The organism is Saccharothrix hoggarensis (genome assembly GCF_042678885.1).
GTDB classification, from domain to species: domain Bacteria; phylum Actinomycetota; class Actinomycetes; order Mycobacteriales; family Pseudonocardiaceae; genus Actinosynnema; species Actinosynnema hoggarensis.
The window spans coordinates 1-25,312 of the sequence record NZ_JBHTLK010000006.1; the positions used below are offsets into that span (position 1 = coordinate 1).

The 25,312-nt window shown below is 68.3% G+C and carries 26 protein-coding genes, 2 pseudogenes and 2 CRISPR repeat arrays; of the genes and pseudogenes, 16 read left to right on the plus strand and 12 right to left on the minus strand.

The window, feature by feature from the left end; genetic code table 11:
• The 11 genes and pseudogenes from ACFQ3T_RS02520 to ACFQ3T_RS02570 form a co-directional block, all read left to right on the plus strand.
• Window positions 1-1,387: multidrug effflux MFS transporter (locus ACFQ3T_RS02520; protein ID WP_380719296.1), on the plus strand; the 1,387-nt coding region annotated here is incomplete at its 5' end.
• Window positions 1,388-1,442: 55 nt separating this feature from the next.
• Window positions 1,443-2,546 carry an alpha/beta hydrolase gene (locus ACFQ3T_RS02525; protein WP_380719298.1) on the plus strand — a complete coding sequence of 368 codons (1,104 nt, stop codon included), beginning with the start codon at window positions 1,443-1,445 and terminating at the stop codon, window positions 2,544-2,546.
• Between the two features lie 243 nt (window positions 2,547-2,789).
• Window positions 2,790-3,344, plus strand: a complete 555-nt coding sequence (locus tag ACFQ3T_RS02530) for a cyclophilin-like fold protein (RefSeq protein WP_380719300.1) — start codon at window positions 2,790-2,792, stop codon at window positions 3,342-3,344.
• Between the two features lie 4 nt (window positions 3,345-3,348).
• Window positions 3,349-3,462, plus strand: coding sequence for a recombinase family protein (locus ACFQ3T_RS02535; protein WP_380719302.1), 114 nt, complete (start codon window positions 3,349-3,351; stop codon window positions 3,460-3,462).
• A gap of 57 nt (window positions 3,463-3,519) precedes the next feature.
• Window positions 3,520-4,125: an NAD(P)H-binding protein gene (locus ACFQ3T_RS02540; protein ID WP_380719304.1), complete on the plus strand. Its 606-nt coding sequence runs from the start codon at window positions 3,520-3,522 to the stop codon at window positions 4,123-4,125.
• 49 nt (window positions 4,126-4,174) lie between these two features.
• Window positions 4,175-4,537 carry a Rossmann-fold NAD(P)-binding domain-containing protein gene (locus tag ACFQ3T_RS02545; RefSeq protein WP_380719307.1) on the plus strand — a complete coding sequence of 121 codons (363 nt, stop codon included), beginning with the start codon at window positions 4,175-4,177 and terminating at the stop codon, window positions 4,535-4,537.
• 41 nt (window positions 4,538-4,578) lie between these two features.
• On the plus strand, window positions 4,579-5,310 hold the full coding sequence (locus ACFQ3T_RS02550; protein ID WP_380719309.1) for a hypothetical protein: 732 nt from the start codon (window positions 4,579-4,581) through the stop codon (window positions 5,308-5,310).
• A 25-nt stretch (window positions 5,311-5,335) separates the two neighbouring features.
• Window positions 5,336-5,797: a DUF6644 family protein gene (locus ACFQ3T_RS02555; protein ID WP_380719311.1), complete on the plus strand. Its 462-nt coding sequence runs from the start codon at window positions 5,336-5,338 to the stop codon at window positions 5,795-5,797.
• A 113-nt stretch (window positions 5,798-5,910) separates the two neighbouring features.
• Window positions 5,911-6,120, plus strand: a complete 210-nt coding sequence (locus tag ACFQ3T_RS02560; RefSeq protein ID WP_380719446.1) for a hypothetical protein — start codon at window positions 5,911-5,913, stop codon at window positions 6,118-6,120.
• Between the two features lie 122 nt (window positions 6,121-6,242).
• A pseudogene (locus tag ACFQ3T_RS02565) lies at window positions 6,243-6,530 on the plus strand (transposase); the annotation flags it as partial.
• 373 nt (window positions 6,531-6,903) lie between these two features.
• Window positions 6,904-7,197: direct repeats of the CRISPR family, unit length 30 nt; unit sequence GTCTTCCCCGCGCGAGCGGGGGTGGTCCCT.
• Window positions 7,198-7,600: 403 nt separating this feature from the next.
• Window positions 7,601-7,942, plus strand: coding sequence for a transposase (locus ACFQ3T_RS02570; RefSeq protein ID WP_380719313.1), 342 nt, complete (start codon window positions 7,601-7,603; stop codon window positions 7,940-7,942).
• Between the two features lie 9 nt (window positions 7,943-7,951).
• On the opposite strand, the gene cas6e is transcribed toward ACFQ3T_RS02570, so the two are convergent.
• The 8 genes from cas6e to ACFQ3T_RS02610 all read right to left on the minus strand — a co-directional run bounded on the left by cas6e (window position 7,952) and on the right by ACFQ3T_RS02610 (window position 16,651).
• Entirely contained in the window at window positions 7,952-8,620 is a 669-nt protein-coding gene (gene cas6e / locus ACFQ3T_RS02575; protein WP_380719315.1) for a type I-E CRISPR-associated protein Cas6/Cse3/CasE, read from the minus strand.
• Window positions 8,611-9,342, minus strand: coding sequence for a type I-E CRISPR-associated protein Cas5/CasD (gene cas5e, locus ACFQ3T_RS02580; protein ID WP_380719317.1), 732 nt, complete (start codon window positions 9,340-9,342; stop codon window positions 8,611-8,613). Before cas5e ends, cas6e begins: the two co-directional genes overlap by 10 nt.
• Window positions 9,339-10,499 carry a type I-E CRISPR-associated protein Cas7/Cse4/CasC gene (gene cas7e / locus ACFQ3T_RS02585; RefSeq protein ID WP_380719319.1) on the minus strand — a complete coding sequence of 387 codons (1,161 nt, stop codon included), beginning with the start codon at window positions 10,497-10,499 and terminating at the stop codon, window positions 9,339-9,341. The genes cas5e and cas7e overlap by 4 nt, the downstream gene beginning before the upstream one ends.
• A 19-nt stretch (window positions 10,500-10,518) precedes the next feature.
• Window positions 10,519-11,121 carry a type I-E CRISPR-associated protein Cse2/CasB gene (gene casB / locus ACFQ3T_RS02590; protein ID WP_380719321.1) on the minus strand — a complete coding sequence of 201 codons (603 nt, stop codon included), beginning with the start codon at window positions 11,119-11,121 and terminating at the stop codon, window positions 10,519-10,521.
• On the minus strand, window positions 11,118-12,722 hold the full coding sequence (casA, locus tag ACFQ3T_RS02595) for a type I-E CRISPR-associated protein Cse1/CasA (RefSeq protein WP_380719323.1): 1,605 nt from the start codon (window positions 12,720-12,722) through the stop codon (window positions 11,118-11,120). Before casA ends, casB begins: the two co-directional genes overlap by 4 nt.
• Window positions 12,719-13,093: a hypothetical protein gene (locus ACFQ3T_RS02600; RefSeq protein WP_380719325.1), complete on the minus strand. Its 375-nt coding sequence runs from the start codon at window positions 13,091-13,093 to the stop codon at window positions 12,719-12,721. The genes casA and ACFQ3T_RS02600 overlap by 4 nt, the downstream gene beginning before the upstream one ends.
• Window positions 13,090-15,477 (minus strand): CRISPR-associated helicase Cas3', encoded by a 2,388-nt coding sequence (gene cas3, locus ACFQ3T_RS02605; protein WP_380719438.1) that lies wholly within the window; start codon window positions 15,475-15,477, stop codon window positions 13,090-13,092. Before cas3 ends, ACFQ3T_RS02600 begins: the two co-directional genes overlap by 4 nt.
• A 145-nt stretch (window positions 15,478-15,622) precedes the next feature.
• Window positions 15,623-16,651 carry a helix-turn-helix domain-containing protein gene (locus ACFQ3T_RS02610; RefSeq protein WP_380719327.1) on the minus strand — a complete coding sequence of 343 codons (1,029 nt, stop codon included), beginning with the start codon at window positions 16,649-16,651 and terminating at the stop codon, window positions 15,623-15,625.
• A gap of 114 nt (window positions 16,652-16,765) precedes the next feature.
• Window positions 16,766-17,583: a CRISPR direct-repeat array (repeat unit 25 nt; unit sequence TTCCCCGCGCGAGCGGGGGTGGTCC).
• A 726-nt stretch (window positions 17,584-18,309) separates the two neighbouring features.
• Between ACFQ3T_RS02610 and ACFQ3T_RS02615 the strand changes: the two are divergent.
• Both ACFQ3T_RS02615 and istB read left to right on the plus strand, forming a co-directional pair.
• Window positions 18,310-18,621 (plus strand): annotated as a pseudogene (locus ACFQ3T_RS02615) (IS21 family transposase); the annotation flags it as partial.
• Window positions 18,618-19,412: an IS21-like element helper ATPase IstB gene (gene istB / locus ACFQ3T_RS02620; protein WP_380719329.1), complete on the plus strand. Its 795-nt coding sequence runs from the start codon at window positions 18,618-18,620 to the stop codon at window positions 19,410-19,412. The pseudogene ACFQ3T_RS02615 and the gene istB, both read left to right, overlap by 4 nt.
• 72 nt (window positions 19,413-19,484) lie before the next feature.
• Here istB and ACFQ3T_RS02625 read toward each other — a convergent pair whose 3' ends face one another.
• On the minus strand, window positions 19,485-20,258 hold the full coding sequence (locus tag ACFQ3T_RS02625; RefSeq protein WP_380719331.1) for a class I SAM-dependent methyltransferase: 774 nt from the start codon (window positions 20,256-20,258) through the stop codon (window positions 19,485-19,487).
• Window positions 20,259-20,967: 709 nt separating this feature from the next.
• Between ACFQ3T_RS02625 and ACFQ3T_RS02630 the strand changes: the two genes are divergently transcribed.
• The gene (locus tag ACFQ3T_RS02630; protein ID WP_380719333.1) at window positions 20,968-21,195 is read left to right on the plus strand and encodes a hypothetical protein; all 228 of its coding nucleotides are present in this window, start codon (window positions 20,968-20,970) and stop codon (window positions 21,193-21,195) included.
• Between the two features lies 1 nt (window position 21,196).
• Here the strand turns inward: ACFQ3T_RS02630 and ACFQ3T_RS02635 are convergent, their stop codons facing one another.
• Complete coding sequence (locus ACFQ3T_RS02635; protein WP_380719335.1) at window positions 21,197-21,859, minus strand: HAD family hydrolase; 663 nt, start codon at window positions 21,857-21,859, stop codon at window positions 21,197-21,199.
• A gap of 206 nt (window positions 21,860-22,065) precedes the next feature.
• Here ACFQ3T_RS02635 and ACFQ3T_RS02640 point away from each other — a divergent pair, with 206 nt between their 5' ends.
• A complete protein-coding gene (locus ACFQ3T_RS02640; protein ID WP_380719337.1) occupies window positions 22,066-22,959 on the plus strand; it encodes a DUF5753 domain-containing protein in 894 nt (297 codons plus the stop codon).
• A 2-nt stretch (window positions 22,960-22,961) separates the two neighbouring features.
• Window positions 22,962-23,243, plus strand: a complete 282-nt coding sequence (locus ACFQ3T_RS02645) for a transcriptional regulator (protein ID WP_380719339.1) — start codon at window positions 22,962-22,964, stop codon at window positions 23,241-23,243.
• A gap of 208 nt (window positions 23,244-23,451) precedes the next feature.
• On the opposite strand, the gene ACFQ3T_RS02650 is transcribed toward ACFQ3T_RS02645, so the two are convergent.
• Window positions 23,452-24,117, minus strand: coding sequence for a hypothetical protein (locus ACFQ3T_RS02650; protein ID WP_380719341.1), 666 nt, complete (start codon window positions 24,115-24,117; stop codon window positions 23,452-23,454).
• Window positions 24,118-24,554: 437 nt separating this feature from the next.
• Entirely contained in the window at window positions 24,555-25,208 is a 654-nt protein-coding gene (locus ACFQ3T_RS02655) for a fasciclin domain-containing protein (protein WP_380719343.1), read from the minus strand.
• Window positions 25,209-25,312: the final 104 nt, after the last annotated feature.

A 25,312-nucleotide genomic window follows, 5' to 3' on the forward strand; every position in this document is an offset into this window, starting at 1 on the left:
CGGTCTCGACGGTACGACGCATCCCGCTGAACTGCGATGTACTGCCGGTACACCTATGGCTGGTGTCTTCTTGGTGTCGCCCGGAGCGGGTTTGCTCAGATACATGCCCTCACTGCTTTCCGCGCCGGCGTCGCCTGCCGACGGAGTCGCGGGCGTGACCGGCCCGGTGCGTCGCCAGGCTCGGCTCACCGCCGGCCTGGTCACCACCGTGATCTTGCTGACCGCGATCGCGCCGCTGGCCACCGACATGTACGTGCCTGCGTTTCCCCGCGTGGCGGGTGACCTGTCGGCGACGGCGACGCAGGTTCAGCTGACTCTGACCACCTTCTTCGTCGGCATGGCCCTCGGGCAGCTCGTCGGCGGCCCGGTGTCCGACCAGCACGGTCGGCGGCGGCTGCTGATCGCCTCGGTCGTCGTCATGACGGTCGCCTCGGTCGTGTGCGCTCTCACTCCCTCCATCGCGGTCATGATGGCGGGACGCTTCCTGCAGGGCTTCGCCGGTGGCTGGGCCATGGTGATCGGCCGGGCCGTCATCGTCGACCTCGCTCGTGGCGCCCGCCTGGTGCACATCCTGAACGTCATCGCGGCCGTCGGCGGTATCGCGCCGATCGTCGGGCCGTTGCTCGGCGCGGTCATCCTGCAGCTGTCGCAGTGGCGGGTGTCGTTCTGGGCCGTCGCGGCCATGGGCGTCGCGATGACCCTCGCCGTGCTGGTGGCCGTACCGGAGACGCTGCCGGCTGAGCGGCGGCACGGCGGCGGCCTGCGAGCGTTCGTCACCAGCGGACGGCAGGTGCTGCGGCAGCGCCGCTATGTCGGTTACGTGCTGGTCAGCGGGTCGGCGATGGGTGCGGTGTTCGCCTACGTGGCGACGTCGGCGTTCGTGCTGCAATCGATGAACGGGATGTCCCCGGTCGCGTACTCGGCCGACTTCGCCGCCAACGCCGCAGGCATGACGGCCGCCGCGCTGATCGCCGCCCGGCTCGCCGGACGCGTCGCGACGCGCAAGGTCATCGCCGCCGGACAGATCGCCGCCCTGCTGGCCGGCGTGGCGATGCTCGCCGGTGCGCTGTGGTGGGACACCCCACTGCTGCTCGCGATCGTCTGCTTCGCCGTGCTCATGACCGCGCAGGGCCTCATCGGCCCGAACGGCGGCGCGCTCGCCTCCGCGGAGGTTCCCGAGCACCCCGGCACCGGCTCGGCGGTTCTCGGCTTCGTCCAGTGGACCGCCGCCGGCGTCATCGCCCCGATCGCCGGACTCGGCGGAGAGCACACCGCAGTGCCGATGGCCCTGCTGATGATCACGTGCGTCGCGCTGTCCATGGCGGGCCTGCTCATCCTCGCCCGACCCGAGAAGACGTCCACCGGACCGGCGGGCGCGGTCGCCTGAACAGCCATCACTGACCGTCTCGTCCTTCCCACCCATCGAATGTGAGGACCACTTCATGGAACGCCGCAAAGCGCTCGGACTGTTCGCTGCGACCGCCGCCTCCTTCGCGGCTCTGCCCTCCCTCGGCGCGGTCACCGGCCTCGCCGAAGACGCCCCAGGACAGGGCAAGGGCGACTACACCTTCGCGCTGGACAAGAACGTCAAACGGACGTCGGTGCGGTTCAAGAACCGCTACGGCATCCAGGTCGCCGGCGACCTCTACGTGCCGAAGAACGCCAGGGGCACGCTGCCCGCGCTGGTGGTCAGCGGACCGTTCGGCGCGGTCAAGGAACAGTCCTCGGGCCTGTACGCCAACGAGTTCGCCCGCCGGGGCTACGTCGCCCTCGCCTTCGACCCGTCCTTCACCGGGGAGAGCGGCGGCAGCGTGCGCGACGTGGCCTCACCCGACGTCTACACCGAGGACTACAGCGCCGCCGTCGACTTCCTCGGTCTGCAGAAGATCATCGACCGCGAGCGCATCGGCGCGATGGCCGTTTGCGGCCTGAGCGGCATGGCGCTCACCGCGGCCGCCGCGGACAGCCGCATCAAGGCGGTCGCCACGACCTCGATGTACGACATGTCGCGCAGCATGTCCTGCGGCCACCAGGACTACTACACGCGTGAACAGCGCCAGAAGGTCGTCGACCACCTCAGCCGGCAACGCTGGATCGACGCCGAGAACGGCGCTTACGCGCGGCTCTCCCACGAGGTCCCCTTCGACGCGAACGGCAACGTCGCCCCCACCAACCGCGTCCTGCCCAAGACCCTTCCGCCGGACGCCGACCCGATCACGAGGATCTTCTTCGACTACTACCGCACCGAGCGCGGATTCCACGCGCGCTCGATCAACTCGACCACCGCGTGGACCGCCACCACGCCGATGTCGTTCTTCGCCTTTTCCCTGATGACGAACATCGACATGCTCGCGCCCCGCAAGGCCCTCCTGGTGGCCGGTGCCGACGCGCACTCCCGCTACTACTCCGAGGACGTCCAGGCGATTGCCCCCGGCACCGTCGACCTCGTGATCGTCCCCGGCGCTGACCACGTCGACCTGTACGACCGCAAGGATTTCATCCCCTTCGACACGCTCGACGAGTTCTTCACCACCAACCTCGCCTGACCGCGAGTGTGCCGGCAACGCAAGCGGCCCTCTGGGAAACGGTCGGAACGGTCACCCCGCGCAGCTTCCTGATGCCACCGCACGTGCGGATCGCCCACCGCGCGCACAGACCCGATCAACCCGCGCAAGCGCACGAACCGAACGAGGATCAGTCGCCAGCGCGGGACTTCGTTGTCAACCGACGACAGCCCATTCGACACACCGTCGCGGGCGGGCTCATCTGACATGGATATGGAGACGCCCATGCCGGCCTCACGCACGGTCGTCTGCGCAGCGCTGGTGACGGTCGTCGGAGTGACCGTCGCCGGCTGCGGTGCAACGCCACCGACCTCACCCGGCAGCGCCCGGGACGCAGCCCGCTCTGCGACAGCCGCCGCGCCGCAGCCAAGCGGAACCCCCAGCGACACGGACTCCTCGCCTCACCAGGAAGAGCAGAAGTTGAAGATCCAGATCACCGTCGGCGACCAGCGCCTTCAGGCCACGATCTTCGACAGCGCCGCTGGCCGTGACCTCATCGCCCAGCTACCCCTGACCATCGACATGATCGATCACGGCTCGGTGGAGAAAACCGGACCGCTGCCCGCACCGCTGTCACGGGACGGTCAACCAGACGGCGCGGACCCCGACATCGGGGATGTCGGGTACTACGCACCCGGCAACGATCTCGTCCTTTACTACGGCGACCAGTCCCACTACTCCGGCATCGTCATCATCGGACGTATGGACGGCGACGCCTCCAGCCGAATCGCCGACCTGGACGGCGCCATCACCGCGACTGTCGAAATCCACACCGAATGAACTGGTGACCAGCTCACCGCCCACGCTGAACCCCGGTCGCGGGGCGGTTGGCGTGTGGACCTACTCCAATGTGCGCGACATCCTCACCAACCCGAAGTACACCGGACACATGGTGTGAACCGCCGGGCAGCAGGTCACCATCGCCGTCGCCGGCTGAGAGAAGGACACGAAGAGAATGACGCTCGAGACGACGGCCCTGACCCGACGAGGTCTCCTGCTGACCGCCGCCGCGTTCGGCGTGGGGGCTCTGCCCGCCTGCACCAGCGCGCCGCAGCAGGGCACCGCGACGCCCGCGCCGTCGAGGCCCGCGCCCGATCAGCGCGAGACCTCTGGTGATCTCCTCCCCCGGGGCGAGCTGTACGGCGTCGGCGTCTACAACACCCAAGAGGTCGCCGACGAGCTGCGCTGGATCGCCGAGAACGTCCGGCCCGCAGGCGGCGAGACGAAGCGCATCCTCATCACCGGCTCCACCGGCGGTGCCGGCCAGCTCGCGGCGGCCCACCTCCTGAAGCGAGGGCACGCGGTCGTCGCGCACGCCCGGAACGAGCAGCGCGACGCCGACATCCGCCGCGACCTGCCAGGCCTCGAAGACGTCGTGCTCGGCGATCTGCTCGACCCCGACCAGACCAAAGCGCCGGCCGAGCAGATCAACGCGCTCGACGAGTCGACGTCATCGTCCACAACGCTGGCGAGTACGGGCTCCCGGACGGCAACCTGCTCAACTCCAACTCCCTCTCGCCGTACCTCCTCACCGCGCTGGTCACCCCACCGCGGCAGCTGAGCTACCTCACCTCCGACCTGCACCTCGGCGGGACCTGAGGCTCGACGAGGTGCGCTCGGGCGGCGGCATCAGCTACGGCGACAGCAAGCTGCACATGGCGATGACCGCCACCGCGGCGGCGCGCCTCTGGCCGCAGCGGCAGGTCAACGCCGTCGCGCCCGGCTGGATCCCCACCCTGATCGGCTTCCACAACGGCAACACCACCACCCCCGACAGCCTGCGCGAGGGCTACATGACCCAGGTCTGGCTCGCTGAGGCGGTCGAGCCGGGCAGCGACGTCACCGGCGAGTTCCTCTTCCACCAGCAGGTCGAGACCCGTGTGAACGAGCTCGTGCACGACGCCCAGGCGCAGGACCAGCTCTTGGCCGCCTACGCCGAGCGGACCGGCGTCGCGTTCCCCGCGGCGAGCTGAACCGCGGCCCCAGGACCACCCACAGAGAGGAAACGACGACCTTGACCGTCTCCACACACACCGACCGACCACGCCGCCTAGGCCTTCTGGCCACGGCACCACTGCTCGCCGCGGCAGCGATCTCGCTGGTCACAGCGTCACCGGCCGCCGCGCACCACGGCTGGGACGGCTTCGAGACCAACGAACTCGTCTACATCGCCGGCACCGTCTCCACTGAGGGGAACTGGGGCGATCCGCACTCGGAATTCGATGTGGCGCTGGACGCCGAACTCCCGGCCGACACGCCTGACCTGCCGATCCCCGAGGAGCTGTCGGGCCCGGAGGACAGCGTCCGGGTCGAGGCCGCTCCCGCGTATGGCGGCCCCCACGACGAGCTCGAGATCATCATCGCTCCGCCGTGGTGGTCGAGTAGCAACGGCCTGGACCGCTCGCTGGAGGTCGGAGAGCGCTTCCAGGGCGTCGGATACATCAACAGCACCGATGACGGCCTCTTCCGCCCGGTCGCGTTCTGGTACGGAGACGACAACGCGCCCGTCAACCAGGTGATCGGCAACACGCTCCCGGTCAGGGCACCGCTTCCCGGAGGTCCCGGAGATGCGCCGTCCGCGCCGGAGAACCCTACGGCAGAGGATGCCGACATCGCCGCGGACAGCGGCTCACAGGCGCTGGTCGGCTGGGCGGTGCTCGGCGGCGTCGTCGTTGCAGCCGTTGTGGGTGGCGTCTTCTACCTGCGCCGCCGCACCCTGCAGGACGAACGGAACCCGGATGCCTGAATGGCTTGAACCGATCCTGCGCTGGTTGCAGGACTCCGCGCTCGGCGACGCCGTGCGCACCACTCCCTTCATGTATGCGGCGCTCGAGAGCCTCCACATCCTCGGGATCGCCGTGCTCGTCGGCCCGGCCTTCGCGTTCGACCTCCGGCTGCTGGGCGTCGGGCGCCGTCTGGTGCCCGTCACGAGAGCCGCGCGCTATCTCCTGCCTGTGTCTCACCTGGGGTTGGCCGTCGCCGTCGTCACCGGCATCCTGCTGTTCAGCGCGCAGGCCCTCGGCGTCGCCGGCTCAAGTGCCGCACCGTGGAAGCTCGGACTCCTGGTCCTCGCCGGGCTGAACGCCTTCGTGTTCCACCGCGGCGTCTACCGTCGAGTCGACGAGTGGGCCGACGCCGACGCGACCCCGGTCGCCGCCCGTGTCTCGGCCGTCGTGTCGATGACGACGTGGACGGGCGTGATCTTCGCGGGCCGATTCCTGGCCTACGTCTGATGGTCAGTACCCGTCCGGCGGGCAACGGACCCCATCCGATATGGAAGGAATCGCGAGGACCACCACTGTGAAGGGCCTGCGGGGCCACCAGCGCGACCGCGCCCCCGGAGCCGATGACGATCGAGCGACGCGACGTCGGCCCGCACGACGTGCTGATCGACATCGACTACGCCGGGATCTCGTACCGCTCGAAAAGTCATCGCTGCTGGTCAAGCTGCGTGTCTGCGCTCGTTGATGAGTCCGCCGAGGATGCGGGTGCGGTGCACTCTGTGGGTGTCGAGGTTGTGTACCGCGGCAGGGTGTTGCTGGGTCTCGGGTGGTAGTTGGTTTCCGCCCTGGTGGGGGCGGTGTCGGTTGTAGTGGTCTTCGTAGGTCGTGAGGATCTGTCGTGCGTGGCTCTCGCTCATGATCAGGATGTGGTCGAGGAGTTCGCGTCGGGGTCGACAACTTTTCGCCGCACCGCCACCCCGACGTCCGGGACTGGGCTGCCAACCATGATGTCGACCTGGTATTCCTGCCGACCTACTCCAGCTGGTTGAACTGGATCGAGGCCGAGTTCACCGCCCTGCGTTACTTCGCCCTCAACGGCACCGACCACCGCACCCACCCCGAGCAGAACGCCGCCATCGCGGCCTACATCCGCTGGCGCAACGCCCGAGCCAGACCCAAGACCGGCTTCGCCACCGACTCACCCATCCCCACCTGGACCCATTACCCAGCCAAGGTTGCGTGACGCAGCACTAGATCCGTTCGGGAGAGACTTCATCATGGTCGCCCGACCCTGCAGCATCTCGGCAGACGACTGTGCTCGCGGAGCGGAGCGGTGACAACAACGCCGACCTCACTGCGTTCAGCCAGCCGAGGCATGGCGGACACCATCGTCATCGACGCGCACAGCACAGCCAGACCAGCAGGGTGCAAGCTCGCCCCGTCAAACCGATGCCGAAATGGCTTCTCACCCTCTAAAGTAGCTGGTCAAGAAGTGCCTTCCCCCGCGCGAGCGGGGGTGGTCCGGCCTCCGAAGCCAGCGGCTAGGGAGGCCATGAGCCTTCCCGCGCGATCGGGGGTGGTCCTACCAGGCCGGTTGAGTCGAGACCGCCCGACAGGTCTTCCCCGCGCGAGCGGGGCTGGTCCGGCCGATGACGAGGGTTGGTCCGCGCTGTCCACGAGGTTCAAGAGTCGTTCGGCCGTCTTCCCCGCGCGAGCGGGGGTGGTCCCTGGGCGTGCGCCAGGAGGTGCGCGTCGCCGGTGTCTTCCCCGCGCGAGCGGGGGTGGTCCCTCGACGTCGCACCCGTCGTGCCGCTGGGTGATGTCTTCCCCGCGCGAGCGGGGCTGGTCCGGTGCGACCTGTACGAATTGGACGGTGGCGAGTCTCCCCCGCGCGAGCGGGGGTGGTCCGTCGGGCCGTTGCGCGTCCACGCCCGTCAGGTGGTCTTCCCTGCGCGGGCGGGGGTCCCGGCACCGCGCGCAACGGCACCCTCACGACGCTGGTGTCACGAGGTCCGGGTGATCGCCGAAGCGATCGACGAGCTCGACCGCGAGGTGGCGGTGGACTCCGGCATCGTGCGCGCCCATCAGCACGCCGCCGGAGCACGCCGCGCATCCGTGGCCGCGTCCCACACAGGGGGCGGGCGGGTCGTGCGGCGGGGCGCAGCGAGCCGGCTGATCATGCCATCGGCCGCTCCCGCGGCGGACCCACCACGAAGATCCACCTGGCCTGTGACGGCCGCGGTCGGCCACCGTCGGTGGTGTTGACCGGCGGCAACGTCAACGACCGCACCCGGTTCACCACCGTCATGGCCGGTGTCGGGTTCGACAGATCGGGTCCGGGCCGCCCGGCGACCAGGTCCGCAGGTGATCGCGGACAAGGGCCACTCGACCAAGGCCACCCGCGCCCACCTGCGCAAACGAGTCATCCCGGCCACCATCCCCGAACGCCGCGACCAGCAGGCCGACCGTAAACGCAAGGGCCGCGCCGGCGGGCGCCCGCCGGCCTTCGACCGCACCGCCTACAAACGTCGCAACGTCGTGGAACGCTGCTTCAACCGGCTCAAGCAGTTCCGCGCGATAGCCACCCGCTTCGACAAGACCGCCGTGTCCTACCGAGGCATGATCGATCTGGCCGCCCTGCTCATCTGGCTTTGAGGACACGCTCTAGTGGCTCCGTGGTGGGGCGAGGGTGAGTAGGCCGCATCCGTATGCCTTAGCTCGTCCGATGCCGGCGACGATCGCGTCGGTAAAGGCTTCGGGCTCGGTGATGACGAGGTGGCCGTCGTAGCGGACGGCGTCGATGGTGATGGTTCCGCTGTCGCCTTTGTGTCCGGTCATCCTGGGGATGGGTGAGGGGTTGATGTCGGGTTGGCCGTCGCGGGCGGTGGGGATGACGAAGCCGTGTTGTTCGCCTTTTCGGATCAGCCAGGTGGTCTGGTCTTCCGGGGTGCGGTGGGCGACGCGTCGTGAGCGGCCTCGGAGTTGAGGTGGGCGGCTGTCCTGGGTGGGGTTGGCGAGCATGCGGAAGGCGAGTTTGCGGCCGGGGGTGATGGCGTCGAGGACGGGCTGAAGCGGGCGGATTTCCGCCCGTGCGGCGAGGTAGTCGGTGGGCAGTTTCACCCAGTTGGGTTCGGTGTGGCTTTGGACGTAGACGGTGTAGCCGGTGGGGCTGGGGTCCAGGCGCCACAGGACGCCGTGGGCTTGGCGTGCGGGGGTGTCGCCGTCGGTGTCGGGGTAGCCGGACATGACGGTGCGGTGCAGGTCGTGGATGTTGGCGAAGTCACGGCGGAACTCGCGGGACCTGACGTTGACGGACAGTTTGGTCAGGTACACGGGTTGTCGTCTCCTGCGGCGGTGATCATGGCGTCGGTGAGCGGCACGGGTCGGGTTAGGACGGTGCGGGTGCTGTAGCGGCGGTTGCCTTCGGTGAAGCTGAGCGGGTGGTCGTGGCGGATTTCGGCCTTGTCGGTGGTCGGTGGGCAGTCGATGACGGCGCGCAGGCCGATCCGGTCGTTCTTGCGGAGTTCAGTTGCCCGGATCCGCGGTGACGGTTCCAGCCAGTGGTGGTCGTCGATGACGTCGGCCGCCGAGCGTTCGGACAGGCCGACCTTGGTGACCAGTGGTCGAGTGGGCACGAAGGCTCGGCGGCCGAAGAACAGGGGCCACCGGGGGTTGTTCACGGCGTCGTGGAGGCGTTGCAGCAGCGCCGGTTCGCCTTCCAGCACGACGAGGAACAGTGCGTCGGCGAGGTAGTAGCGTTCGCTGACCACGGTGCGGTGCCCTGTGCCTTGGGTTGTGGGGACGTTCTGGGTGGTGTGGTAGTCGCGCTCGAGGATGCCTTCGCGGTCCGCTCGCACGGCCAGTTGGAGGGCGGCGAGTTCGGCGATGGTGTCGTCGTCTTCACGGGGGACGCCGAGGGCGGAGGCGAGGAGGCCGGCGACACCGGATTTGGTGGGTTCGGTGGTGGTGTCGCGGATGACGCCTCGGGATCGGATGCCCCATGACTGCATCGGTGCGTCGAAGCACAGGGCCAGCGACATCGGCACGGTGGTCACGCCTTCGCGGCTGCGAGCAGGTTGTCGATGAACGCGCCGATGGTGGTGACCGTGTCGGCGGGATCCAGGTGTGGCAGGTCGCCGCTGACGGAGGCGGCTGCGATCGCGCGGATCTGGTCACTGCCGTAGAAGTCGCGCAGGCCGGTGAAGTGCTTGGTGAGGCGTTCGGTGGACCCGACCATGAGGTCGACGTCGGTGACGGGCTTGAGGAAGGCGTTGGCGAGGTTCCAGGCGCCGGCGTCGCGGACGACACCGAGGAGGGTGTCGGGCACGGTGCGGGCGGCCATGGAGTTCTGCTTGCCGCTGGGCACGGCGTGGATGAACGAGTTCAGCCAGGCGCGCATAGCTCGGGTGGCGAGGTCGGTGTCGCCGCCGAGGTTGCGCACCAGTTGGTCGGTGTCGACGTTGGCGTAGCGGTAGTAGCAGGCGGAGTTGAAGTCGACGGTGCCGATCATGTCGGCGCCGGACTCGCCATCGGGCTTAAGGTCGTCGACCGCGGTGTAGAAGTCGAACTCGTTGAGCACGGCGTGGGTGGACAGGGCGTGGGCGACCTGGGACGCGGCGTCGACGTTGAAGTCCTTGTTGTCGGCGATCATCCGCCCGAACAGGGCGACGTCGGCGGCACGGCCGCCGTCGAGGATCCGCTTGGCCTCCGCTGCGGTGGCCTTGTCGGGCTTGGACTTGACGGGTTTCGCGGGCTTGTCGGCGGCGTCGTCCTTCTCTTTGTCCTTCTTCGCCGCCTTCGCCGTGTGGCCGGCGGCCAGGACGTCCCAGTTGTCCTGGCTGTACTGCGCGAGCCGGTCGACGGCGTCGCGGCCGACGAACAGCAGGTACTGGGTGAGGCCCTTGACGGGGTCCACGGCGAAGCCGAGCTGTTCCAGGGCGGCGGTGACCACGCCTCGGGTCAGTGCGTGGTCCCGGTCGGGTCGTGCGAGCGCCTCGGCGGTGTTCTCGACCAGCCGCTTGGTCCGCACGCCGGTCTCGGAGGTGTCCAGGCCGTAGTCGTTGAACAGCAGCCGGGCGGCTCGTTTGAGGGACTGGCTGGAGATCCGGCCGCGGGTGCAGCCGCCGAAGGTGGCGGTCTTGGGCTGGCCGACGTCGTCGCGGTTGAGGTTGCTGACCGGGAAGGACTGGAGCAGGTGCAGCTCGATGATCACGAAGCTCTCCGGGAGGTGGTCATTCGTCGGTGTCGGACGGCTCGTCGGCCGAGGTCCGTTTGTCTTGTGGGGTGTTCGTCGTCGGTGGGCGGTGGAACTCGCCGGCCCAGCGCAGGCGCACGCGGTGCGCCTGGTCGGCTTGGTCGTCGTCGCCGAGCAGCACGACCAGGTCGTCGAGGAGTTGGTCGAAGTCGACGCGGATGTCGTGGGACGACAGCAGCCGCACGGTCTGGCGCAGGTTGTGCGGCAGCGCGTCGCGGTCCCGCGCCAGGAGCTGGGTGAAGCGTCGGGTCACGGCGGGTCCGCGGGCCGCTTCGAGTTCTCCCATGGAGGCGCCCAGCGAGCGGCGGCGCGCGTCCTTGGCACGTCTGCGTTGCGGGTGCAGGGCGAACAGACCCGCGACGAGCAGCCAGGTGTCCTGCTCGTCGTGCGGTGGGTCGTGGGGGAAGACGTACTCGTAGGCGTCGGCTTGTTGCCGGGAGCCGGAGAAGATCCGTCGCAGCCTGGCCAGTGCCTGCCTGGCTTCGCCGGCCCGTTTCGGGTTGTCCGACGATGCCCAATAGTGCAGTCCGTGGAGGTAGTTGACGAACGTGCGGCGCCGCTGCGTGAGGGTGTCGGTCACGCGATTCGTCCTTTCGTGGTGTAGCTGCGCGCCTCGCGGCGGAAGTTGTCCACCAACACGTTGAGCCGGGTATGGAACGCTCGCAGGTGCTTGCCCATGAGGAACACGTCGCGGGTGTCCGCCGGTGCTCGCTCGGCCCACCGTTCGGCGGCCTGCTTGGCGATCCGGTACACCTCGCGCGTCCACTGTTCGACCGCGTCGGACTCGGGTTCGTCGGCGTCGTGGGCTCGTGCGACTTCACGCAGGAACGTGGCGAAGCGTCGGGGTAGTTGTGGCCAGTACGCCACGTCCAGGGTGGAGGTGGGGTCGGCACGCTTGTCCTTGTTGTAGTCGCGCTCCATGTGCCGCAAGGCCGCTCCGGCGTTGTCGGCCAGCGCGATGGCGCTCCCGATCAACGCGCCCAGGGACGTGTCCCGGGCGCGCAGCAAGGGCACCGGTGCGGGGACCTGTTCTTCCAGGTATGCCTCGACCACGGAGGCGTTCTTGTCCAACTGCTGCCCGAGCACCCGCAGCGTGTAGACGGCGTCGCGGGGGATGTGCCCGTCCCCTGCGAGCGCGGCTATCTGTTCCAGGGCTCGTGGCCGGATCCTGGTGCGCCCCTCCTGCCGGAGGTCGATCATGAGCAGTTCGACGCTGTGCCGCCACACACCGCGCAGCGGGTTGAGCCGGATCGGCAGCAGCGGCGCGTCCTTCTTGGGTTTGCCGTTGGGGCCGAGTGGGCGCCGGAAGGCCGCCATTTTCTCTTCCTCCGGAAGATCGCCCTTGAACCGCACACCGGGGGTAAGGACCACACCGTCCACCACGACGGTGTCCCCACTCACCGTGGGAACCAGCAGGATCCGCCGGGACGGCCAGGTCAGCAGGTCGGTCCACCCCCGTGCGCGCCGTTCGCCCGGTGCCCCCTCGGGTGGGTCCGGCTCCTCCCACGCCGGCATGTCCCGACTGGACGTCATGTACGGAGTCTGAAGGTCGGGCGCGTAAGTCAAGGCGTTGAGCAGCAGGGTCTCCTTGAGGTCGCCTCCCTCGACGAGGACCACGCCCAGCAGGTTGCAGGGAGCCCGTTCGGAGGACTTCACTTTCTCGAACGGGGTCTTCATGCCGCCCGGATCGAATGCCTGGGCGGTGACGAGCCACCGCGCCGCCTGTGCCGGGCTGAGCACGGTCCGGTCTCCGGCGGTCGTGTGGTCGAACAACGTGACGTTGTTGCCGACCGCCAGGTGGGGAACCAGCTTCGCCACCGTCGACGGCGTGATACGGGCCAGCGCCGGACTTTGCAGGAACGGCCGCTCGGGGTGGAAGAGATCGAAGCGGTCCGACTGGCCCGCCGCGTAGTCACGCAGCTTCGCCGACGGCAGTTGCTTGGCCGACCACAGGTGGCCCCAGGCGTCTTCGTCGACCGGTCCGTAGGCGCGGTGCAGCAACGCCAGCGCCAGCCGGTACAGCGCTGCGGTCATCGGCGGTGTGTCACCGACGATCCGCCGGATGCCACGGGCGTCGAGCAGCAGCTCGTTCAAACCCACCTCACGGCGCTGCGCGTCCGTCCCGATCACCGGGATCCACGGCTCGGTCAGCAGGTTGAACGATGCGGCCGGGGCGATCACTGGTAACCATCGACGTACACGCCGTACTCCGGTCGGTAGCGGATGAGGTGACCGGCGACCAGACACTGGCCGTCGTGGAATACGAGCGCGCGGTGCTGACGCAACCAAGGGTTGCTGGCGAACAGGTGGGGCACCGGTGCCGCCAGCAGGTCGGATACGACCTCAGGCGGCACACCGTCCGGCGCCGACAGGACCGTGCTCGACTCCAACAAGGCGTCCAGCACGGTCAGATCACTGGTGGTCGAGGTCAGATTGGTCACCGCTCCCCCGCGCACCGGTCTGACGGAATCGCTCCCGTCGTCGTCCACCCCGGCATGCAGCAGCACCACGTCCACCGTCGTGTCGGGGAACTCGTCGTCGTAGTCGGTCACTTGCCACCGCGTCCTATCCGGGTCCGGTTGGCCCGCTTGGGTTGTGCCGACAGCTTCTCCAGCCGCACCGAACCGATCGGCATCGGCAGGTACATCGTCTGCGCCTCGCGCTCGTACCTCTCGATCAACTTCTCGTGCGCGGCACGCGCCTTGTCCCACGACGCCGCCCATCCGGCAGGGCAGGCGACCGCCTCGTCCGGCCCGTAAACCGCGTCGATCAAACCCGGCACATCGTCAGGACAGCAGATCGTGGGCTTGTCCTTGAGCAACGCCCACGTCCGCATCAACACGTAGGGCGAGTAGACGCCGCCCAGGTAACGCGGGAACGTCGGCCCGTCCGGGGTATCGCTCACCCCGGTGATGCCCAGAACCATCCCGCCACGAGCCGCACTGCGATCGTGCCGGTGTTCACGGCCCGAACGCTGGATCACCAGGTCGACCGGAGCCAGGTCGCTGAGCATCACGTCGAAATCCAGGTCCAGGCTCTGCTCGAGCACCTGTGTGCCCACCACGATCGCGTGCGGCCTCGTCCCACCCGGCCCGAACGACTCCCGCAGCCAACTCTCGGTCCGACGACGCTCGGCGTAGGACACCTGCCCGTGCAGGAGGACTACCTCCGGACGCCGCGCGGCGGGCAGCGTGGCGACTCGGGCCTGAAGCTCCTCGAACGTCCTCTTCGCGCGTCCCACCAGGTTGTGCACCACCGCCGCACAGCCCTTGGCCCCCATCTTCCCCAGCAGCCAGTCGACGACATCGGCCTCCTCGACGGGCTTGTCGAGACGGACGTGACGACCCTTGTTCAGGTCCGAGACCTCCGCGCCCTCCACGACCGGCTCGTCGGCGCCCACGACCGTCACTCGCGGATAGTCGGATGACGGCGGCAACGGAGGGGTTTCTCGCGGCAGGACCCCCAGCAGGCCGGACTGCCAGGCGGCCGCGAGTTCGTCACGACGACGGGTCGGCAACGTCGCCGACAACAGCACCACCGAGACACCCAACCGCCCGAACCACATCAGCAACCGGTCCAGCAGCGACGACAGATAGGTGTCGTAGGCGTGGATCTCGTCGAAGACGACCACCTTGTTGGACAACGCGACCAACCGCACGAACATGTGGCCGGAGCGGATCACCGCCTTCGCGGCCTGGTCCACCGTGCCCACACCGAGATTGGCCAGCAGGCTCTTCTTGCGGGTGAACCACTCCCGCGCCGCGACGTCGGAGTCCTCCGGATGGTCGCGGCCGACATCGGCCGGTTCAACAGTCCGTTCCTCCAGATACGCACGGGCATCGGAATGGATCAACCGCACCGTGGTCCAATCCTCCAGACCTTTGAGCAGCGTCTCCACCTCGACGAGCACCTGGTTGCTCGTCGCCTTCGTCGGCATCGCCACATACATCCCCGCCAGCCCCAGATCACGCACCAACGTCGCACCTACCTGCATCGCGACCTTGGTCTTCCCCTCACCCGGCGGAGCCTCGACGACGACCATCGTCGGTGACCGTCGGTCCACGGCCAGCCGCTCGGCCAACCGCTGCACCGGACGGACCTTCTCCAACTCCGGGTACAGCGAGGAGAACCCGGTGTCGCGAGGCGGTACCCACGGCCTCAAACCCGCTCTGTCCACAGCCTTCACTGCGGAGACCCTCGCACTGGCCATATACGCGTCGAGGTCGAACGGCTCCTCCGGCGACTCGAAGTTCGCCTCGTCGGACGCGATCCAGTCACTGATCGTCGTCACCGCGGCGAGACCGACCGCGGCACCCGCGCCGAAACGCACCTCACCCCACGGAAGCGACCGCGGATCCGGCAAACCCAGCACCCGGGCCACCGCCACGACGAGGTCGTCCCGCCACGCCGCCCACGTCACCTCACCGTGGTTGTTCTTCTCGCTCTCCGCCTGCGTGATCTCCCCCGCACTCGGGAAATAACCATGGTGACCACCCAAGGCGACGGCAATCTCGCGCGCCACCCGGACATCCGCTCCCCACGACTCCACCATGTCGGCCACGTGCATCGCCGTGACCAGACCATGCGGCGTGTCGAACCGCGCGACACCGAGTCGTTTCACGAAGTCCACATCAAGAGCCGCCGCCGAGCCCAATCTCCTCGATGCCAACTCGGCATGCAGACCCTGGAACCCAGGTGAATATTTGCCCACATCGTGAATCCCGCACAGCAACGCGATCCACCCGTCCGCATCACCCAACGGACCGAAGGCATCCCGCAGCTCACCGAGGCAACGCGGACCGACCAACAACGGAAGCACAAGCTCCGCGACGACGGCAGTGTCCACCACGTGACAGACCAGAGGGTGCGGCCACTCCCTGCCCGATGCCTTCCCCCACGCACCCGTCACAGGAGGAAAATCGTCAACCACACACACCTCTCGACCATCGACCCGCTCAAACGAGGCGCCATACAAGCACAGACGCTCGCCTCATTCCAATTTCACCACGACGAAGCCACGCGCAACGGCCGAGAGTTCACCCGAATGCCGGAAGAACACCGAAACTGAACTTCAGTGCACTTCAAATAATCGAACGCACACCACAGTCAGTGCCGCTTACCAATCCGCAAGAATGCGGCGGTATGGAACAAAATCCCGCCCGACCCTCCCGCGAACCCGCCGACCGAGCCAACCGGTACTCGCGATGCCAACGCCGCACGGTCGACGGACTGACGCTTAGCTCGCGAGCAGTCTTCACATACGTCCACCGCAGGACGTCCACCATGACGATCGCGGCGCGGCGACCCTCAACCGGCCACCCTCGCCGAACACGATCGGGACTCACTTCTACCCTTCCTTCGAGCGGTCGATCAGCCCGGCCAACTCTGTTCCACGTTGTCTGTACCCACCCGTCGCGACACACCGGACTCACTCGAACTGATGAAGAACGCACCTCATCCACAGCAAGCGCCGTACGGTGCATGCGCCCGGGATCCCGTGCGAGCGGGAGTGGCCCCTCTGTTCCACGGGTCTGACACAACATCCCCGCACAAGCGGGGGCGATCCGCTCGTTCGTGATCATCTGCCGAGAGCCGAAGCATTTCTCGGACAAGCGGACAAATCGGCGAGGCCACCTGATCGGCGCACTCGCCCTCCCTGCGCACGCAAGATCGGCTGGGCCGGAATGGTACGGCGCAGCCCAAGTAGCAACTCCCCGACGAGCGGAGCCGATCCGCGACAGATCCGTCCACCAGAGGCGGAACAACAACTTCGCCTGGAGCTCGGCAAGGACTTCGGGTGGAGTCAACGGTTGACACCCAAGCCGTAGGCCAGTCGCCGGTGTCCGGAAGCGTTGTCGCGGCGCAGGGTCGACCCAGTGAACTACCGGCTCGGGTTTTGGGAGGAGAACAAGCCGCACCGCCGTCCGCACCGGCATAGTGGTCGGCGGTGCCTGGGATCCGCCCTCCACTCGGAGACGGCAACCCTCACGGGACCGACGCAACGACGTCTTGGTCCACGCAGGATACCGCCGACCCGGCTCGTAGCACGAGGCAGCGCGACTGCTGACGACGCCTTCAAGACCATGCTGCTCGGCGACATAATGAATCATCGCGGCAGTCGGTATCGGGAAAGCTCCGCAGAACCTCGATTGGACTACGCTGCCCGCAGCAAACCGATGCTGAAATAGCGCATCGTCGCGTAACGTAGCAGGTCATGAAGTGTGTTCCCCGCGCGAGCGGAGGTGGTCCCACCCCGCGCTGTCCGTCGACGTCCTCGGCTCCGTGTTCCCCGCGCGAGCGGGGGTGGTCCGGCCGGGGTGGCGCCAGCCGCGATCCTCGTCGGGTGTTCCCCGTGCGAGCGGGGGTGGTCCGTGTCGCCTGATCCACCGCCAGCGCCGCCGCCTGTGTTCCCCGCGCGAGCGGGGGTGGTCCCTCGTCGGCGAGCGTCAGTGCCTGCTTGCGCAGGTGTTCCCCGCGCGAGCGGGGGTGGTCCCGCCCCGACTGGATCGCACCGGTCGAGCCCGAGGTGTTCCCCGCGCGAGCGGGAGTGGTCCCACCGACGGTCACGCCGACGCGCAGTCGATGCTGTGTTCCCCGCGCGAGCGGGGGTGGTCCCTTCAAGGCTTACAACGACAGCGCACGGCGGCAGTGTTCCCCGCGCGAGCGGGGTGGTCCGTCCGAGGGGTACCTGCCCCGCCCGACATCCTGCGTGTTCCCCGCGCGAGCGGGGGTGGTCCGCTGCACCAGGTCCAGGTTGAACGTCCGCAGGTGTGTTCCCCGCGCGAGCGGGGATGGTCCCCGGTCGCCGACCAGCCCCGATCCGCTTCGCTTGTGTTCCCCGCGCGAGCGGGGGTGGTCCGGCCGCTACCACAACCACGTCTTCCGCGACGCCGTGTTCCCCGCGCGAGCGGGGGTGGTCCGCGGTCGAAGACGTCGGCGGAGTACAGCGCCGAGTCTTCCCCGCGCGAGCGGGGGTGGTCCCTGCCAGCGCGTGTCGGCGAGCGCGGCCAGCGCGGCTTCCCCGCGCGAGCGGGGGTGGCCCTCTCCGCCGTGCCCTCGTGACGAGTACAGCGTCTTCCTGGTGAGGAGTGCGCGGACGCTAAACCGTGGTTCGGCCTCGAGGACTTCCTTCACCTGCTCGCGGTCGTGCGCCAAGGCCGCTGCATCAGCCAACACTGCAGCCTCTCCGCGAGACCGCCACAAGGTGTGCATTCAGAGCCTCGTGCTTCGGTTCCAACCGGGTCACAGCCGTCGATACGGCGTAAGGGCATATGGCTTTATTCTTCACTGAACTCATTAGGTTGGTCGATTCCGAGCTCACCGGCACTTCGCGAGTATCGACGACGGGTTCGCCGTGCGTCCGCAGACCGCTTGGCCAACTTCAACATGTGCGCGGTCCTGGCATGCAGGGCCATCTCCCTTCGACGCTCGGGCGGAAGTTCACCGAGTGGGTCGACTTGGCGCTCGAACCGTTCAAGGAATGCTTGGGTAGCACCGGCGGTTCGTGCCCTCCGGTCCGAGGTGCCGGCCCATGACGCGTGAGCCGCCAGTCGGGCACGGAAACTGCGTTGCTCGGGTGTCATGGGCATTCGCTTCGACCGCCCGTTCGTGGAGTTGGACGAGTTAGACATTCTCACCGATCCCCAAGCGCAATCGAGTCTTCTGCGCACGTTCCGCCGCTGCGCTGGCGCCGTAGTGCCGCGGCATGTCCTCGGAGGTCCAGCCGAGCAGGAGCATCAGGTCACCGCGGTCTCCCCGGCGCGACGGCACGCGCGCCCTGATCGAGGTCCTGCTGCTGCACCGGCACATGGGGCATGACCACGTCGTCGCCGGCCTGGCCGCGGCGTTGAACGTCGGGGCACTGACCGCGGACGCGGTCGCCCTGGAGGCCCGCAAGGCCGCCGAACTCGACGAACCCGACACGACACCGACCGACACCACGCCGCCGGCGAGGGTCACCTCCCTGACGCAGCGCCGGCTGGCGCAGCTGCCACCGGACACCAGGCCGCTGCCCACGGTCGACGCCTACGACCAACTCCTGCCCAGACGCCGACGCGGCCGAGAAGGGACAAGCCAGTGACCGTCCACCGCCACCGGGGCCTGACCGAGCAGGCCGCCGACGCCGCCGTCGACCAGGCCTGCCGCATGCTGCGCCTGCCCACCATCCGCGCCCAGTTCCCCGACCTGGCCGACGCCGCCGCCCGCGACCAGATGTCCTACCGCGGGTTCCTGGCCGAGTTGTTGATGGCCGAGTGCGACGACCGCGCCCGCCGACGCTCCGAGCGCAGGATCAAGGCTGCGGCGTTCCTACGCGAGAAGTCGTTGCGGGCCTTCGACTTCGACGCCAACCCGAACGTCGATCCGGCCGTCATCCACACCCTCGCGACCAGCGAGTGGGTCAAGAAGGGCCTGCCGCTCTGCCTGATCGGCGACTCAGGCACCGGCAAGTCGCACCTGCTCATCGCGTTGGGCACCGAGGCCGCGATGGCCGGGTTCCGGGTCCGCTACACCCTGGCCGCGAAGCTGGTCAACGAACTGGTCGAGGCCGCCGACGACAAGATCCTGACCAAGACCATCGCCCGTTACGGGCGTGTCGATCTTTTATGCATCGACGAACTGGGCTACATGGAACTGGACCGGCGGGGCGCCGAACTGCTGTTCCAGGTTCTCACGGAGCGCGAGGAGAAGAACTCGGTCGCGATAGCGTCCAACGAGTCCTTCGCCGGCTGGACGAAGACCTTCACCGACCCGCGGCTCTGCGCCGCCATCGTCGACCGGCTCGCCTTCGGCGGCAACATCATCGAGACCGGCACCGACTCCTACCGCCTCGCCCAGACCCGCGCCCGCACCGGCCGGGCGAGTACCGGCTGACCCTGTTGTCCGTTATCCCTGGATCTGGGCCACCAGACAGCCTTTGGGCAGGGCGGCCCAGGTCGATGGCTTTCAGAGCCGCCGGACGCGCAGCACGCCGGTCAGCATCGGAAGGGTGAACTCGCCGCGGCCGGTTTCCGGTCTGCTCGCGAGGAAAGCGCGGATCCCGCCGAGCGCGGCCTCTCGGTCCCGTTTCGGCATGACCAGCATCCCGGCGCGCGTCGCGAGGGTCGCGACGAGGGAGTCGACCGTTCGGCGCTGCCCGTGCGGGAACTCGGCCTGCTCCGGCGAGCCGAACCGGGCGACCAGGCCGATGTTCGGAAGATGCATGTCCGCCGTCGCCGCGCGCCAACTGCTCAGCGTGTCACGCGGGCCGATGGCCGCGCTCCCGCTGACCCGCTCGAGTCCTGCAACCCAATCGACCCGGTCGTCCAGGACGTTCCACAGGCCGGCCAGGACGCCCCCGGGCGCGAGGACCCTGGCCATCTCCGGTCCTGCGACGGCCATGTCGAACCAGTGCAGGGCATTGCCGGCCAACACGGCATCGACGGACGCGTCCGGCAGCGGTATCGCCTCGGCGCTACCCGGCAGGGCACGGACAGCCGGCAGCACGCGCCGCAGCTCGGCCAGCATCGCCGAGTCAGGCTCGACCGCGACGACGTCAGCCCCCAGCGCGACCAGCGTGGCGGTCAGCTTGCCGGTTCCGGCCCCGAGGTCGAGCACCCTCAGACCAGGCGCAAACTCCAGCGCCCAGCGCACCGCGGCCTGTGCGTAGTCCGGGCGGTGCTCGGCATATGCGGCCGCCGCTGCGCCGAACGACGAACCGAGAAGCAGCCGTTCCTCCACGCGGCCACCCTACCCACCGCGCCCCACCAGCCCCAGGCGGAGAGTACTCACCCTCCGGCACGCTGCCGGCTCAGGTCAAACGAGAACCGACACCCGTCCTCCAAGCCACCCAGTGATCCACAAGTACGGTCAGAACTCACCGACATTGATCACGCACCTGATCGGCAAGTGCGGTCAGTACTGACCGACATCCGCGGTCAGAAGTGACCTCCATAGCCAGTGCCCTTCTACCCGAGCATGCAGGTCTACTACGCCTACTACGTCCCCCTCCGACCAAAGCTGCTGACCGCGTCCGACGACCGTCAAATCTGCTCCACGACGCAGCCACCCGTCTAACCGATGCCATAGTCGAGACTCGCCGGAACCGACCGGCAACAACGATCGCCTCCGCGAGCCCACTGGCGGAGGCGATCGGCGTTCAACGAACAGGCGCAGTGCCGTCCCTGCAACCACAGCCCGACGAACTAGTCGCCGCGTCACCGGACGACACGACGACCCCGCGGAGATGCTGGACGCGAGCCCGGAGTTACAACAACTAGTCATCGCACGGCCGAACCATTTGCGTCGGCGACGCCGAGAACTGACCAGAGGCACACCTCAGTCGTTCGTGCGCCCACGCAACTGTGCCCCGACCACTTGTTCGGGCCGGGGCACCGCTGTAACCAGGTGAGAGCGATGCGGTCAGCGAACGACGTTGCCCAGGAACGCGGTGAACGCGGTTGCGGACACGGCCGTACTGCTGTTCGACCTGGCCGTCGCACAGGCTGCCGGTGACGCCGATCAGGCGTTCGCCACCGCCGGTCAGGCGTGTGACGTGCTCGATCGGGACTTCTACGCCACCGCTCTGAAGCGCGTGCCCGCAGTTCGGCAGGCGTTGCGCCACACCCCGTACGCGGCCGAGTTGGACGAGCGGGTACGCGCACTGACCGCGGTGTGACTCAACCGGCCTGGGCGTTGTGCTCGGCCACCCCCGCGGGGAGGGTGTCCAGGCCGTCGAGCGTGAACAGGCACCGGTCCTCCACCTCCGGCATCCGCAGGATGTGTCCCCAAGGGCCACGGCGGATCAGCGCGGTGGCGATGCCTGCCTGCTGGGCCGGTCGGATGTCGTTGTCCAGCCTGTCACCGACGTAGAGCACCGAGTCCGCGGCGACGCCCGCCTCGCGGATCACGCGGTCGAAGAAGGCGGGCGAGGGCTTCTCCACGCCCCAGCCGTCGGAGGTGCCGATCACGTCGACCGGCAGGTCCAGCGCTTTCAGGATGCCCTCCGCGCGGCTGGTCTGGTTGCCCGCCAGGCCCACGCGCAACCCTGATTCGCGGAGCTGCTGAAAGCAAGGCCGCGCGTCGGGGTACAGGTCGTCCTCGCCGAAGCTCTCGGGCTGTCCGGCCGCGGCACGGCGCTCGCGTTCCTCGGTCAGGTCAAAGCCGGGCCTGAAGACCTGGAAAGTCTCGCGGTAGTCCTTGCCCTGGGCGACAATTGCGCCGAAGACGGCAGAGAAGGTGTGACGGGGAACGCCGAGCCAGTCCGCCCACGTCCCGTACTCGCGCGTCTCGTCGACCAGGATCTCGCCCACGTCGAAGAAGACCGCCTCGATCTTCGCCACTCTCAAGTCCCTCCCTGACGATTCCGGACTACCGGCATCGTGCCCGACGACCCATGTGCCCCGCCCACCAGGGCTGACGGCCTGCCCGTAACAGTGAAAGCCAGCGGGGTGGTGGAGGGACGATGGCGGGTTCCTGGCCGGTGCCTCGGACGCGCCCCCGGTGGTCAACTGGATCCGTCCCGGTCCCAGCAGCGTAGGGAGACCACGTGAACACGCCCGCCGCACACCGCACGTCAACGCAGCCACCGGAGATCGGCGTCAAGAAGACCGTTCCGCGGTTGAGCAACGCCCGCAGCCGTGAGCTGGGCGAGGAACTCCGGCGAGTCCGCCACCGCGCCCGCCGGTCGTCCGCGAACACGGCCCAGGACCTGGGCTGGTCACTGGGCAAGCTCAGCAAACTGGAGACCGGGAGCAGGGGCACGAGCTCGTGGGAGATCGCCTCCCTCATCGGTCGACTGGGCGCGGACAAAGCCACCCGTGACCGGATCCTCGCCATCGCCGACGAACCGGACAACGGCAGCTTCCTGCGCGCCCACGACCAGATCCCCGACATCCTGACCGCGCTCACCCTGCATGAACAGCTCGCGCTGACGATCACCACCTACGAGCCCCTCACCATGCCCAGCCTCGCCCAGACCGAGGACTACGCCTGCGCGCTGACCGGGGACCGGACACTGGCCCTCGCCAGGCTGACGAGGCAGAACACCCTGCACCAACAGGACAACGGCCCGGAGACGACCGTGTTCGTGCACGAGGCCGCCTTGCGCACCATGGTCGGCGACCCGGCAGTCATGCGCGACCAACTGCTGCACCTGGCCCTGATGTGCGGATGGGACCGGTTCTCGCCCAGGGTGATCCCGATGTCGCGCTCGTGCCACGCCGTCATTCGAAACCAGGCGACACTGCTGACGTTCAACCACCCGGTCAGCCCCTTGGCCTACACCGAAACCGACACGGTGACCGTGTTCCAGGACGAACCGACCGCCGTCACGCACTACCAGGCCAAGATGCGCCGACTGGCCTCCCTGGCGCTGAGCCCCGCACAATCCCACGAGGCCTTCGCCAGCTGGGCCGACCGCTACGACCGCGAAACCCGCTGACGATGCCGCCGCTCGACACCGGACACCAGAACGCCACGCCTTCCTCGCACACCATCAGACTGCGCACCGAGACGTTCGCCAAGGTCCTGTTCCTGTCCGGGTTCCACTCGGACTACAGCGCCGCGAAGGCGCTCGGGGTGAACCGCTCCACCGTCACCAGGGTCGGATCCGGTGAGCTCCAACCGGGACCGCGGTTCATCGCCGGTGCGCTGACCGCGTTGCCACGGATGCGGTTCCACGACCTGTTTGAGGTGGTCCCCACCCCGAACAGGACATCGGAGTGAACGCTCCGAGGCACGAAGCCTCCCGATTGGCTCGCGACTGGCCGCGCTCGACCACCGCTTCGACGCCGATGGTGTACCTAATCGATCGTGCGATCGCGTGATGCGGCCGTCCCGAGTGCCGATGGAGGGCACCCGGGACGGCTCTAGGCGCGGGAGCGCGCCAAGGGGTAGCAGGACGCGCTCCCGCACGCTAGGGGTGGGTCGGCCGTCAGCGGCGGCCGAGGCCCAGGTCGATGCCGAGGTCGAGGTCGAGCAGGCCGCCGTGCCGGGTGCGGAAGGGGCCGCAGGCGGCCGGTGAGGTGGCCTCCAGCGGCAGGGACGGGTCCAGGTCGCTGGGAGCGCTGCCGTCGTACATGCCGCTGCGGTTGGGGTCGATGCCGTGTACGACGAGCACCGCCTTGCCGTTGCGGATGTCGCCGGCCACGTCGGCGGTCACGGTGATGCTGCGGCGGTAGTTGTAGGAGGTGCCGTCCGGGGTCGGGAAGCGGTCGACCGCCAGGCCACTGGCCGGGCTGGTGTCCCCGCTGGTGGTCAGCGAGGTGCCGATGTGGCCGTAGAAGGGGTGGCCCTCGGTGGTGTTGACGATGCCGTCACCGCTGGTATCGGCGCGCTGGGTGGGGCAGCGGCCTTGGGCCCCGATGTGGATGTGCTGCGCGTGCGGGGCGTCGGCCAACACGCCTCGCACCCGGAAGGCGATGTCTACCTGGTTGCCGCGCAGAACCAGCGCACCCTGCCCGGAGGCTCCACTGTGGTTGAGCTGCCGCAGCTGCACGGTGGCAACCGTGGTGCCGCCCTCGCCCCCGGATTGTGAGCCGTGGTCGCCTTCGTGGGCCGAGGACACGGCGGGCGTGGTCAGAGCCAGCCCCAACGCCATTGCCGGAACCGCTACGCGTGCCGCCCTGCTCGTAAGTCGAGTCATCGTTCGTTCCTCTTCCTGACGGGTCGAAACGATCTGCCCTTGCACAGGGTCTTCGGCGCGGGCCCGGATCCGGATTGCCCATACCACCATGTTTCTGCTCAACCCGAACGCCACCACCGGACACCACAGGATTGCCACACCACTGAGTGACGCTTCGAGGGGCGAAACGGGCGCGGGCTGCCGTCGCAGTGGTCGCTGACATCAGGACGTGAGTCCTGATGGAACGTCGAGCGTGGCGAGACCGGATGTCGGGATCGAGGAGGTACCTCGGCGTGGACGTCGTGTGGTTGCCGGGCGAAGGTCTGCCCGACCGGTGGCGTTGTCGGACGCGAAGAGAGGTCGCGGCCACGGGGAATCTGGCCGCGACGTCTCTTCGCGCGGGGCGGTGCCGGTCAGGAGGTGGGCATCATGACCTTGTCGATGACGAACACGGTGGCGTTGGCGGTCGGGATGTTGCCGCACAGGACCTTCGCCCCGTTGACGGTGACGTTGTCGCCGGAGCCTTCGACCTTGAGCGTGCCGCCCTGGACGGTGGGCAGGGTGGCGGAGGACAGAATGCCGTCCTTGTCCATGCGCTGCGGCACCACATGGTAGGTCAGGATCGAGGTGAGCTTGGCCTTGTCGGCGAGCACGGCGTTGACGGTTTCCTGGCCCAGGGCTTCGAAGGCGGGGTCGTAGGGCGCGAAGACGGTGTACTTGGCGTCGGCCTTGTTGAGGGTGTCGACGAGACCGGCCTGCTTCACCGCGGCTACGAGCGTCTTGAGCAGCGGGTTGTTGCTGGCGGCGGTGGCGACCGGGTCGTCGACCATGCCGTCGAGGGAGCCTTCGGTGTCCTTGGGCAGGCTGGCGCAGCCGGCGCCGAACACGTCGCCGGTCGTGGTGACGCCGTCGCTCATCGCCGCGCTGCTGGTCGTGGTGGTCGTCGTCGTGGTGGCGGCGGCCGAAGTGGTGTTCGAGGCGGCCTGTTCGCCGCTGCTGCACGCTGCGACGGAGATCAGGGCCGCGGTGAGGACGCCGATCGCGGACGCGAGCCGGGTGCTGCGCATGAGAGTTGCTCCTTTGAGGACGGTCGCCGGATCTTGTGTTTCCCGGCTTGTCATGAGTGGTTCGCTGCCGGGGCGGCGGCGGATTGGTCGATCCGGAAAAAACT